The sequence below is a fragment of the Streptomyces sp. genome, assembly GCF_050698815.1.
Classification (GTDB): Bacteria; Actinomycetota; Actinomycetes; order Streptomycetales; family Streptomycetaceae; genus Streptomyces.
Map to the genome: position 1 here is coordinate 1 of NZ_JBOHCV010000034.1, position 10,313 is coordinate 10,313.

Here is a 10,313-nt window from a genome sequence, read left to right on the forward strand (position 1 = left end):
CAGGGCGCCAGCACCTGCGCACTGTTTCCGGAGCGCACCGGCGCGCGGCCCATGACCACTTCGGCGGCGGTCGGGAACTCGGCCAGACAGTCCGGGATCACGCGCACCAGGCTGGCGGTGCCGACCCGCTCGACGAACACGAATACCAGTTCGGCCAGGCGGCGGACATGGGCGGAGACCGTCGACTGACCCAGCCCCAGCGCAGCAACCAGCTCTCCGATCTTCACGGGCTTGCGTTCGGTGGCCAGCAGGTGAAGCAACTGCAGCCGTGTCGGGTCCGCCAAGCACCCGAACCAGCTCGCGTACGCCTCAGCAGAGGAGCGGTCCAGCATCATTCTCCTTTAATCGTTCATCGTCGATGATAGATGAATGGTTGCGGTGGGTGCCAGCCCCTCGCACTCCTCCCTTGGGATGTCACACTCCGGGCCCCGCGTCGCTCTCAGGATGTGACGCGGCAGGAGGCCCAGGATGTCCGACACCTCGCCGCCCGGCGACGCCCGGGAAGCGGCGGCAGACCCAGCGACGCGGATCTTTCTCGACCACCGCGAGCTGCTGTTCTCCATCGTCTACAACATGCTCGCCACCGTCGCCGACACCGAGGACGTACTTCAGGAGACATGGCTGTCGTGGGCGGGCCGGAACGAGGCGGCGGACGCCGGGGGGATCGCGAGTCCGCGCGCCTACCTCGTGCGGATCGCGGTCAACAAGGCCCTCGCCCGCAAGGACGCCCTCGCGCGCCGCCGCGAGACCTACGTCGGCCCCTGGCTGCCCGAACCACTCGTCACCGGCCTCACCGGCGTCGCGGACACTCCGGCCGCCACCGGGACCGGAGACGTCGCTGACGCGGCCGAGCGTTCCGAGGCGCTGTCGATGGCGCTGCTGGTCGTGCTGGAGACGCTCACCCCGCTGGAACGCGCCGTGTTCGTCCTGCACGAGGTGTTCGGCTACGCCCACACCGAGACCTCGGTCATCCTCGGCCGCAGTCCCGCCGCGGTACGCCAACTCGCCCACCGTGCCCGCGAACACGTGCACGCCCGCCGCCCCCGCTACCAGGCCGACCCGCTGCTGCACCGGCAGGTCACCGAGCGGTTCACGGACGCGGTGTTCGGCGGCGACCTGGGGGCGCTGCTACGGCTGCTGGCGCCGGACGTGATCCTCCTGGGCGACGGCGGCGGCAAGGCCGCGGCCGCGGGCCCCCGGCCCGTCACCGGCCGGGACAAGGTCGCCCGGCTGCTCGTGGCCCGCGCCGCCCATCGGCCCGAGGGCCTGAGCGTCCACTACCGGCAGATCAACGGGGACCCGTCCGTGCTGCTGTTCGCCGACGGCTCCCCGTTCGCCGTCCTGGTCCTCGACCTGACCCCGGACGGCGAGCACGTATGCGGCATCTACAACGTCACCAACCCCGACAAGCTCTCCCGCCTCGGCTGACCACGGCCGACCGGCCGACCCGGCCCGCCGGTCGATCCGGCCCGCCGGTCGATCCCGACCAACTCGACGCCCCGCCACCGGCGGGTGAAGACACCGGAGCCGCTGCCCATGTTCACCGCCTATGTCGTGGCCACCCTGCTGGCCGCCGCCGCCAACACCTTCTCCGCCACCGTCGACTTCCTCCGCTACCAGCCGGTCCTCACCAACATGGCGAAGCTGGGTGTGCCGGAATCGTGGCTGTACCTGCTGGGCGCCCTCAAGGCGGCGGGCGCGATCGGCCTGCTGGCCGGATTCGGCGTCCCGCTGATCGGTACGGCCGCCGCGGCCGGCCTCATCCTCTTCTTCACCGCCGCCCTCCTCACCCACCTGCGCGCACGCGACTACGGCCTCGCCCCGTCCGGCACCTTCCTCCTGCTGGCCGTGGCCACGCTGGCGCTGGGACTGGCCCACCGGGGACCGTGGTGAGGAGGCTCCCGTAGCCTCGCGTCGGCCTTGTCGCCGGACACCTGCCGCCGCACACCCGAACCCGGAGGACCGCGATCGTGGAGATCTGGATCAACCCCGCCTGTTCCAAGTGCCGTTCCGCGCTGACACTGCTGGACGCGGAAGGCGCCGACTACACGGTGCGGCACTACCTGGAGGATCCGCCGACCGCCGGGGAACTCGAGGAGGTACTGAGCCGCCTCGGTCTGGAGCCCTGGGACATCGCCCGCACCGGCGAGCCCGTGGCGGCCGAACTCGGCCTGCCGTCATGGGCGAGGGAGGCCGCCGACCGTACCCGGTGGATCGAGGCGCTGGCCGCGCACCCGGTCCTGATCCAGCGGCCGATCATCACCGCCGACGACGGCACCACCGTGGTGGGCCGCTCTCCGGAATCGGTGCGCTCCGTCCTGCCCTAGCCGACCGCCGGCGACCCGGCCAGAAGAGGTCTTCTGACGATCAGTCATCACACCACGGCGTGTTGTGGACAAATAGGGCGATCCCTCCAATATCGTCCTCCTACATGCGATCAACGATTGATCGTTTCCGCGCTCACGGAAGTGGAGACATAATGCACAAGCTTCGCCAGGCCGCTGTTGTGGCCGCCATGGTCGGCAGCGTCAGCATGTTCGGTGCGGGCGTCGCGGCAGCCGGCGGCGGCGGCGGCTGGGACGGTCCGGACACCATCAACTGCAAGCAGGACGCCGGGCACAACGTCGACCAGACCGGCCTCGTCAACCTGAACGAGGTGCCCATCGCCATCCTCGCCGGCACCTCCTCCCAGGACACCGAGAAGACCAACCAGAACTGCAGCATCGACAACGAGTTCTGAAACAGGGTCCTCTCCGGCGCCGCTGAGGCACGGAGCCTGCCGGCGGTGCCCTGACGGCACCCTGGGCGGCCTCCTCTGAGCGCCGAGTCCCATTTCGGGCGGCTCAGGGACCGAGCATCACGCTCGGTCCCTGAGCCGCCCGTTTCTCATGCCGCCTGTGGTTCCGACGAGTGCTTCCGAAAAAAATCCGGGAAATCCTCCGCGAGGTGTCGAGAACCCGCCCCCTGCTCCGACGTCCCCTGTGAGAGTTGCCCATAGAGGGTGACAAGGCGTCCATAGGAGCGAAGTCATGAAGTATCTGGTGATGGTGCAGGGCTCGCAGGCCGACTACGACGCGATGAGCGGCAAGCCGTCCGAGGGCCACCCCACCTGGAGCGAGAAGGAACTGGAGGCGATGTTCGCCTTCATGGGAGGCATCAACAACGACCTCGCCGAATCCGGTGAGCTCATCGACGGCCAGGGGCTGACCGAGCCCGCCAGGACCCGCCTCGTGAGCGCCGGCAAGGACGGCCGCCCGGTGATCACCGACGGCCCGTACGGCGAGACCAAGGAGATGCTCGCCGGCTACTGGGTGCTGGACTGCGCCAGCCTGGAGCGGGTCACCGAGATCGCCGCACGCGTCGCCCAGTGCCCCGCCCCCGAGGGCGCGACCGACTACCCGGTCGTCATCCGGCCCATCCAGGACGCCGGCGGAGGCGAATGTTGAGACGTACGACCAATGTCGAGGACCTGCTGCGCCTGCACGCGCCGCAGGTCCTCGGCGCGCTGGTACGGCGGTACGGGCACTTCGCCGCGGCCGAGGACTCCGTACAGGAGGCGCTGCTCGCAGCCGCGCAGCAGTGGCCGGAGGACGGACTGCCGGACAACCCGCGCGGGTGGCTGATCAAGGTCGCCTCGCGTCGCCTCACCGATCAGCTGCGCAGCGACGAGGCGCGGCGCAGGCGCGAGGAGACGGCTACGGCGCTCACGCCGCGGGACGCCTTCACGGCGCCGCCGCCCGGTGAGAGCCGCGCCCCCTCCGAGGACGACACCCTCACCCTGCTCTTCCTGTGCTGCCACCCGGAGCTGAACCCGGCCGGGCAGATCGCGCTCACCCTGCGCGCCGTCGGCGGTCTGACCACCGCCGAGATCGCCCGGGCGCACATGGTGCCGGAGGCGACCATGGCGCAGCGCATCAGCCGCGCGAAGCAGAAGGTCAGGGGCACGCCCTTCCGGCAGCCCGGGCCCGAGGACCGCGAACAGCGGCTCACCGCCGTGCTCCAGGTGCTCTACCTGATCTTCAACGAGGGCTACACGGCCACCTCCGGCAGCCACCTGCACCGCGCCGACCTCGCCCGCGAAGCGATCCGGCTGACCAGGGCCGTACGCCGGCTGCTGCCGGAGGACGGCGCGGTGACCGGGCTGCTGGCGCTGATGCTGCTCACCGAGGCGCGCAGCGCGGCACGCACCGGTCCGCACGGCGAACTGATCCCCCTCGACGAGCAGGACCGCACCCGCTGGGACCAGCGGACGATCAGTGAGGGCACCGCCCTGGTGGAGGAGGCACTGTCCCAGGGGCCGGCCGGCGCCTACCAGTTGCAGGCGGCGATCGCGGCCCTGCACGACGAGGCCGCGAAGGCCGAGGAGACCGACTGGCCGCAGATCCTCGCCCTGTACGACATCCTCGTCCGCACCGCCCCCGAGCCGATGGCCGAGCTCGGCCGGGCGGTGGCCGTCGCCATGGTGCACGGCCCGCGCGCCGGTCTCGCCGAAGTCGACCGCTTGGCGGAACGGCTGGCGGGCCATCACCGGCTCGATGCCGTACGCGCACACCTGCTGGAGCGGGCGGGAGAGGCCGAGGCCGCGCGGGCCGCCTACCGGTCGGCGGCCGAGCGCACACTCAGCGTCCCGGAGAAGCACTACCTCCAGACCCGCGCCGCCCGCCTCCGGCCCTGACCCGGCAGGCCGGCATCATCCGGCCCGATGTCAGGGCGCCGCTGTGAGGAGGCGGTAGGCGGCGGGGGCGAGCGTGGAGGAAGAGGTGTAGCGGCGGGTGGCGAGCGCCACCAGTGCGGTGCCGGTGGCCGGCCGGAAGCCGAGGAACGCCTCCTGGCCCATGGTCGCTCCCGAGTGGAAGTAGAGCGGTCCGTGGTCGGTGGGGTGCCGGATCCAGCTGAGTGTGTGCGTGTGGGCGCGGCCGAAGCCCCGCCTGAGCAGGGGTTCCTGCACCGCTTCGAGGGCCGCGGGCAGCGGCGAGGCCGACGGGCGCAGATGCGCCTCCAGATAGCTGAGCAGGTCCCCGGGGGTGGCCCGTACGGCGCCTCCGGCGAGGAAGCCGCCCGTGTCGAAGGGCCGCAGCCGGCTTGAGGTGCCGTGCCCGCCCTTCCTGCCGTCCTTGCTGTGCCCGGTCGCGTCCCTGCCGGGCCCCAGCGGCACGAGGCCGGTGCCATCGAGGCCCAGCGGGGTGAGAACGCGGCGGGCCAGCAGTTCCGTGAACGGGGTCCCGGTGGCCTGGGCGAGGGCCGGGCCGAGGAGGGCGACGCCGAAGTTGGAGTAGCGCCAGCGGCTGCCCGGGGAGTGGCGGGGGCGGCTGCGGGCGAAGGCGCGCAGCAGCCGGTCACCCGAGTATCCGGCGTAGGGGTTGCTGTGCCAGTGCGGCAGGGCCTGCGGATAGAAGTCCCGTGGGAGGCGCGGCAGTCCGGCGGTGTGGGTGATCAGGTGCAGCAGTGTGACGGCGTCGCGGTGCCGGTGCGGTGGCAAGGACACGGGCAGGGGCAGGTGGGCGGTGGCCCGGTCGCCCAGGTGGACCAGCTGGTGCTGGGACAGGTCGGCCAGCAGCAGGCCGGTGAAGGTCTTGGAGGCCGAGCCGATCTCGTAGCGCAGCTCCTCGCGCGGGATGCCGCGGGGCTGGGTGTCCGGGGGCGGGCCCGTACCACCGGTGACCACGGTGCGCCGGCCGCCGGCGGAGTGGGCGAAGACGACGTCGGGGGCGTCGACGCCGCGTACGGCGGCGCGCAGCTCGGGCGCGATTCCGGCGTCGGCGGCGGTGCCGGCGTCAGCGGTGCCCGCGTCGGAAAAGGTGCCGGCGTCGGCGGCCCGTGTCACGGATGCGGTCCGGTGAGCGCGGACATGGCGCGCGAGGTCGCCATGACGGAGGCGAACGCGGCGACCAGGGTGGGGTGGTACGCCAGGTCGAAGGTCTCCGCCGGGTCCCTGTCCGGCAGCGTGTGCTGGACCGGCATCGCACCGTCCGGGCGCTGCGCGTCCGCGTAGCGCTGCCAGATGTCCGGGTCCAGGGCGGGGCGTGGCAGGCAGGCGTCGACGACGAGGAGTTCGCCGAGCAGGTCCCAGTGCTCCATGCCGGCCCAGTCGTCCGTCCACACCGGCAGCCACAGCGCGAGGTAGTCGGCGATGTCGGCGGGCAGCCCGCCGGGGTTCTCGCCCCAGTCGGTGAGGTGGAAGACGGTGTGGGTGACGTCGTAGGTGATGTGGTACTCCGCCGTCCAGGGTTCGGGGGTACGGCCGAGCCACGTACGCCGGGCCGCCTCCGCCACCCCGATGCTGGGGGGTAGTCCGGCGCGGGCCTCGACCCGGGCCAGTCCGAGCCGCCGGTTGGGTGCCATCTCCAGCGCCGTCCAGCTGATCAGCCGCCGGGCCGCGCGCATCCCGTCCTCGACGCCCTGGTGGCGGTAGCCCAGTTCCCGGAAGGGCATGTAGAGCTCCAGCGGGATCGGGGAGAGCGGCTCCCTGCGCTGCATCCAGGCCAGCAGCTCTCCTCCCTCCAGCAGATCCGTCCAGGCGTAGTCGAGCAACTCCCGGATCTGGGCGGACTGCTGGGAGCCGGCGACGCCCTCGCGGAAGAGCACCTTGCCGATGACGGCGAGTTCACCGATGGGCTTGAAGCGCTCCGCGATCTCCAGGGCGGGGGTGTCGACGTCTTCGCGTGCACGGAAGTGCTCGCGGTTGGCCGAGAGCCAGTCCAGCGCTCCGGCGCCGACGCGGTGCAGAAGCTGCGGACTGGTCATGGGCGGCCTCCGCCGGCTGCGGTGACAGGGGGCGCGGCGGCGCGGAGCCGACCGGCGGCCAGCACGGCGGCGAAGGCGCCCGCCACGGTGGAGTGATAGCAGGACAGAAACGTATCGGCGGTCTCCCGCGTGGGCGGCGGACCGCTCTCCGCGACGGCCCCGGCCATGCTCTGTGCCGTCGTCGCGTACGCCTGCCACGCCTCCGCGACGGGCACCGGCTCGGGGAGCGCGGCGGCGACGGCCAGCAGTTCGCCGGTGAGGTCCCAGTGCTCGTTCGCCACGCAGGAGTCCAGCCAGGACGGCAGCCACAGGGTGAGGTAGTCGCAGACCTCCGCCGGCAGCCGGCCTGGCTCCTGGCCCCAGTCGGTGACGTGGAAGACGTAGTGCGTCAGGGCGTAGCCCGCGCGGAGTTCGAAGGACCAGGGCTCCGCCAGCCCGCCGAGCCAGGTACGGCGCATCGCCTCTTCGCGGTCGCGGTCCCGGTCCCGGCCGGGGTGGGCCGGAACCCCCATCCGGCGCTCGGTGTTGAAGAGCGCCAGCGCCCGGGTGGGGTCGTACTCGGTCAGCCGCCAGGCCCGCGTCGTGGCCATGAAGCGGGCGTACTCCTCGAACTCGGGCTGGTGCAGACCCGCTTCCGCGAAGGACCCGTAGATCTCCATCGGATAGGTGGCGTGCGGCTCGTCGCGTACGAGGGAGAGGAACAGCTCGCCCTGGGAGGTCTCCTCCCAGGCGAAGTCCAGCATCTCCCGGGCCAGTTGGTGCTGCGTACTGTCCGGCTCGCTCGCCCGCAGCGTGGACAGGCTCAGCTGCGCCAGTTCGCCCAGCGGCTTCAGCGTCACGTTGCGGTCCACGTCCGGGCGGCCGGCGTCCGCGGGCAGCCGGAAGTCCGGCAGGTGGCCGCGCAGCCACGACAGGGCCGCGAGCGAGACGCGGTCCAGTTCCGCCACGCCTACGTCGTTCATGCCCTCGCCACCCGGTCGGCCCCGGTCCCGCCCGCCCCGGCCCGCTCGGCTCCGTCACGGCTGAGCTGTGCGGCTCGTACGTGCAGAGCGACGCGGGCGTCGGCCGCGCCCATGTGGTGCACGAAGTCCAGGCCCGCGTCGAGACCGAGCGAGAGGGGCACCCCGTCCGTCATGGCCAGCCAGCGGGCCGCCCCGGCCGCCTGCAGCCAGTCCCGCCGCCGTACGGCCCGCACGAACCCGCGGGCCAGATCCACGGGGCGCTTCGCGACGGCCGCGGAAAGGGGGGAGGGCAGGCCGGGGACGGCCAGCGAGGCCACCTGGGAGAGCTGGTACGTCATCCGCTGCCAGGGCTCGGCCGTCACCCACTCGGGGTCCGGGCCGGCGGCGTCGGGGTCGTCGCCGTCAGGACCGATCCCGGCCAGACCGGCGGCGTCCGGACCCGCACCGTCCAGTCCGGTGCCGGTGCCGGTCCCGTCTCCCGCGAGGACACGGCCGAGCGCCGCGCGCATGCCCCAGTGGCTCCACGCACTCACGGATGAGGAGCCGGACTCGGGCGGGAAGGCCGCGACGGCCCCCTCGAACAGGATCACGTCGGCCTCCGTCGGCAGCTTGCCCGACAGCGTGCACGGGGCGAGCGCGTCGGCGCCCAGTACCCGTACGGCCGCGACCGAGGCCGGGTCGTCCGAACGGCTCAAGGCCGAACCCAGCAAGTCGAAGCGGCCGTCCCCGCCCCGAAGGGCGGAGACGACCACTGACGCGAACTCCTGAACCACGTCCGACAGGCGGCTCGCAGCGTCGGAGCCTTGTGCTGTCACGATCCCGGTCAGCCCTTCTTCGGGCGGGGAGTGGGAGGCGAGATGAGGAGCAGCGCGGCGAGGAGCAGCCCGCCCGCGCACTCGGCCGTGTCACGGAAGATGCCCTCCGCCTCGGCCGGGCTGAGCAGCGACTCCACGTCGGCTGCCATGGTCTCCGTCGAAGTCGGGAGCGTGCGCTGTGCGTCGACCGGCATCATCGAATCGTCCCTTCTCGGGGGGGATGGCGATTTGTACCGCCTCGACCAAGTAGGCACTGATATGTCCGATCGCGCAAACGCAGGCGCTCGTCCGGGGCCGCCGCCCTCTCCGCGTCCGAGCTCGCGACACGGAGGCCCGGATCGCCACCCGTCCCGGGCCTCCGCGGGTCCCTCGCGCCCGCCCCGCATCTCCAACGCCCCCGCAAACGGGACTGGTTGCCCCCCGCGGTGCGTGAAGTGCGGGACGGTCGGCCCTAACCCGGTCGGCCGGCCGTCCCGCACCTGCACAATCCCGAGGATGCCGTGTAGAAACGAGTGCGGGCACACCTTTCGGTCGTGCCCGAAGGGTGCTGCGCAGAGGCAAAGAGCGCGGAGCGGCAGGGGACGGGCAGGAGTACGACGATGCGCATCCGGTTCACACTCACCGACGTGGGACGTACGCGGCTGGCCGACGCCCCCAGCCCGCTCGCCGTCACCAGCTTCAGCACCGCCCAGCTGGCACACCGACCAGGACCCCCCGCACTCGACCTCTGGCGCCGTACGGTCAGAGCCGGCTGGCAGCCGTCCACGTCACCGCTGCTCGGCGCCCTGATACCCAGCGCCCCCTGCCACCCGCTCCCCGGCTTTCTCCGCCCCGCGCAAGGTCTGCGCACACTGGAGGACGAACTGGAACGACTGCTCTCCACGCCCCGGCGGGTGCTGCGCGCGGACCTCGACCACCTGGCCGGCTACCGGCGGCTGCCACCGTGGACCCGCGATCTCGCGGACGGCGACCGCGAAGCCGCGGACCGACTCGCGGAATCCGTACGGGACTACCACCGCGTGGCCGTCGCCCCGTACTGGCCCGGCCTGGCCTCCGCCCTCGCCGCCGACGGCGCCAGGCGCACCCGGCAACTGCGGGACGGCGGCGTCGAAGCGGTGCTGAGCACCCTCCATCCGCGCATGCACTGGCGGCCGCCGGTGCTGGAGGTGGAGACCGGGGACGACCTCGAATACGACCTCGGCGGACGGGGGTTGCTGCTCGCTCCGGCCGCCTTCAGCTCGTACGCGCCGTGCGACCCGGCCGAGGAACAGCCGACGCTGTACTACGACATCACAGCCGACGCCACGCACCACCACCCGCTGCTCGCCCAACCCGGCGATCCGCGCCGCGACTTGGCCGCACTGCTCGGGCACAGCCGGGCGGCCGTGCTGGAGGTGATCGCCGAAGGCGTGTCCACCGGTCAGCTCGCCGGGCGGGCCGGCCTCTCGCTCGCCTCGGCCAGCGAACACGCCACGGTGCTGCGGCGCGTGGGCCTGGTGACCACACGCCGCCACGGCAGGACCAGCCGGCACAGCCTCACTCCGCTCGGTGCGGAACTGCTGCTGCAGTCCATGACGTCTCCGGCCCTGACCGGTCCGGCCGAGTGAGCGAGACGAACCGGTCCCCCGCTGATGTCTACTTCCCCGCGTGCGCCTTCCGGATCGCGGCGACGTCGAGCTTCTTCATCTGGAACATCGCCTCGGTGGCCCGCTTCGCCTTCTCCGGGTCGGGGTCGCCGACCAGGTCGAAGAGCTCGACGGGAGTGACCTGCCAGGACACGCCGTACTTGTCC

Annotated in this window: 13 protein-coding genes; 7 read left to right on the forward strand and 6 right to left on the reverse strand. The window is 72.3% G+C overall.

The window, feature by feature from the left end; genetic code table 11:
• Nucleotides 1-335: ArsR/SmtB family transcription factor (locus ACRDP3_RS01190; RefSeq protein WP_431514894.1), on the reverse strand; the 335-nt coding region annotated here is incomplete at its 3' end.
• A 133-nt stretch (nt 336-468) separates the two neighbouring features.
• On the opposite strand from ACRDP3_RS01190, the gene ACRDP3_RS01195 reads away from it, so the two are divergent.
• The 6 genes from ACRDP3_RS01195 to ACRDP3_RS01220 all read left to right on the forward strand — a co-directional run bounded on the left by ACRDP3_RS01195 (nt 469) and on the right by ACRDP3_RS01220 (nt 4,675).
• On the forward strand, nt 469-1,428 hold the full coding sequence (locus tag ACRDP3_RS01195) for a sigma-70 family RNA polymerase sigma factor (RefSeq protein WP_431514895.1): 960 nt from the start codon (nt 469-471) through the stop codon (nt 1,426-1,428).
• Between the two features lie 84 nt (nt 1,429-1,512).
• Nucleotides 1,513-1,893 carry a DoxX family protein gene (locus tag ACRDP3_RS01200; protein ID WP_431514896.1) on the forward strand — a complete coding sequence of 127 codons (381 nt, stop codon included), beginning with the start codon at nt 1,513-1,515 and terminating at the stop codon, nt 1,891-1,893.
• Between the two features lie 77 nt (nt 1,894-1,970).
• On the forward strand, nt 1,971-2,327 hold the full coding sequence (locus ACRDP3_RS01205) for an arsenate reductase family protein (RefSeq protein WP_431514897.1): 357 nt from the start codon (nt 1,971-1,973) through the stop codon (nt 2,325-2,327).
• 152 nt (nt 2,328-2,479) lie between these two features.
• Entirely contained in the window at nt 2,480-2,740 is a 261-nt protein-coding gene (locus ACRDP3_RS01210; protein ID WP_431514898.1) for a hypothetical protein, read from the forward strand.
• A gap of 289 nt (nt 2,741-3,029) precedes the next feature.
• Nucleotides 3,030-3,446, forward strand: coding sequence for a YciI family protein (locus ACRDP3_RS01215; protein ID WP_431514899.1), 417 nt, complete (start codon nt 3,030-3,032; stop codon nt 3,444-3,446).
• Entirely contained in the window at nt 3,440-4,675 is a 1,236-nt protein-coding gene (locus ACRDP3_RS01220) for an RNA polymerase sigma factor (RefSeq protein ID WP_431514900.1), read from the forward strand. The genes ACRDP3_RS01215 and ACRDP3_RS01220 overlap by 7 nt, the downstream gene beginning before the upstream one ends.
• A gap of 30 nt (nt 4,676-4,705) precedes the next feature.
• Here the strand turns inward: ACRDP3_RS01220 and ACRDP3_RS01225 are convergent, their stop codons facing one another.
• Genes ACRDP3_RS01225 through ACRDP3_RS01245 form a run of 5 tightly spaced genes read right to left on the reverse strand, consistent with a single transcriptional unit; the run spans nt 4,706 to nt 8,718 of the window.
• On the reverse strand, nt 4,706-5,824 hold the full coding sequence (locus ACRDP3_RS01225; RefSeq protein WP_431514901.1) for a serine hydrolase domain-containing protein: 1,119 nt from the start codon (nt 5,822-5,824) through the stop codon (nt 4,706-4,708).
• Nucleotides 5,821-6,744 carry a DUF6895 family protein gene (locus tag ACRDP3_RS01230; RefSeq protein WP_431514902.1) on the reverse strand — a complete coding sequence of 308 codons (924 nt, stop codon included), beginning with the start codon at nt 6,742-6,744 and terminating at the stop codon, nt 5,821-5,823. The genes ACRDP3_RS01225 and ACRDP3_RS01230 overlap by 4 nt, the downstream gene beginning before the upstream one ends.
• Complete coding sequence (locus ACRDP3_RS01235) at nt 6,741-7,706, reverse strand: DUF6895 family protein (protein ID WP_431514903.1); 966 nt, start codon at nt 7,704-7,706, stop codon at nt 6,741-6,743. The genes ACRDP3_RS01230 and ACRDP3_RS01235 overlap by 4 nt, the downstream gene beginning before the upstream one ends.
• A complete protein-coding gene (locus ACRDP3_RS01240; protein ID WP_431514904.1) occupies nt 7,703-8,479 on the reverse strand; it encodes a hypothetical protein in 777 nt (258 codons plus the stop codon). The genes ACRDP3_RS01235 and ACRDP3_RS01240 overlap by 4 nt, the downstream gene beginning before the upstream one ends.
• Before the next feature lie 50 nt (nt 8,480-8,529).
• On the reverse strand, nt 8,530-8,718 hold the full coding sequence (locus tag ACRDP3_RS01245; RefSeq protein ID WP_431514905.1) for a hypothetical protein: 189 nt from the start codon (nt 8,716-8,718) through the stop codon (nt 8,530-8,532).
• 402 nt (nt 8,719-9,120) lie between these two features.
• On the opposite strand from ACRDP3_RS01245, the gene ACRDP3_RS01250 reads away from it, so the two are divergent.
• Nucleotides 9,121-10,128 carry an ArsR/SmtB family transcription factor gene (locus ACRDP3_RS01250; RefSeq protein ID WP_431514906.1) on the forward strand — a complete coding sequence of 336 codons (1,008 nt, stop codon included), beginning with the start codon at nt 9,121-9,123 and terminating at the stop codon, nt 10,126-10,128.
• Nucleotides 10,129-10,313: the final 185 nt, after the last annotated feature.

Excerpts from the sequence above, each read along its gene's own strand:
- ACRDP3_RS01235 (WP_431514903.1), bottom strand. The coding sequence starts at position 7,706 with ATGAACGACGTAGGCGTGGCGGAACTGGACCGCGTCTCGCTCGCGGCC.
- ACRDP3_RS01215 (WP_431514899.1), top strand. The coding sequence starts at position 3,030 with ATGAAGTATCTGGTGATGGTGCAGGGCTCGCAGGCCGACTACGACGCG.
- ACRDP3_RS01210 (WP_431514898.1), top strand. The coding sequence starts at position 2,480 with ATGCACAAGCTTCGCCAGGCCGCTGTTGTGGCCGCCATGGTCGGCAGC.
- ACRDP3_RS01245 (WP_431514905.1), bottom strand. The coding sequence starts at position 8,718 with ATGATGCCGGTCGACGCACAGCGCACGCTCCCGACTTCGACGGAGACC.
- ACRDP3_RS01250 (WP_431514906.1), top strand. The coding sequence starts at position 9,121 with ATGCGCATCCGGTTCACACTCACCGACGTGGGACGTACGCGGCTGGCC.
- ACRDP3_RS01220 (WP_431514900.1), top strand. The coding sequence starts at position 3,440 with ATGTTGAGACGTACGACCAATGTCGAGGACCTGCTGCGCCTGCACGCG.
- ACRDP3_RS01195 (WP_431514895.1), top strand. The coding sequence starts at position 469 with ATGTCCGACACCTCGCCGCCCGGCGACGCCCGGGAAGCGGCGGCAGAC.
- ACRDP3_RS01230 (WP_431514902.1), bottom strand. The coding sequence starts at position 6,744 with ATGACCAGTCCGCAGCTTCTGCACCGCGTCGGCGCCGGAGCGCTGGAC.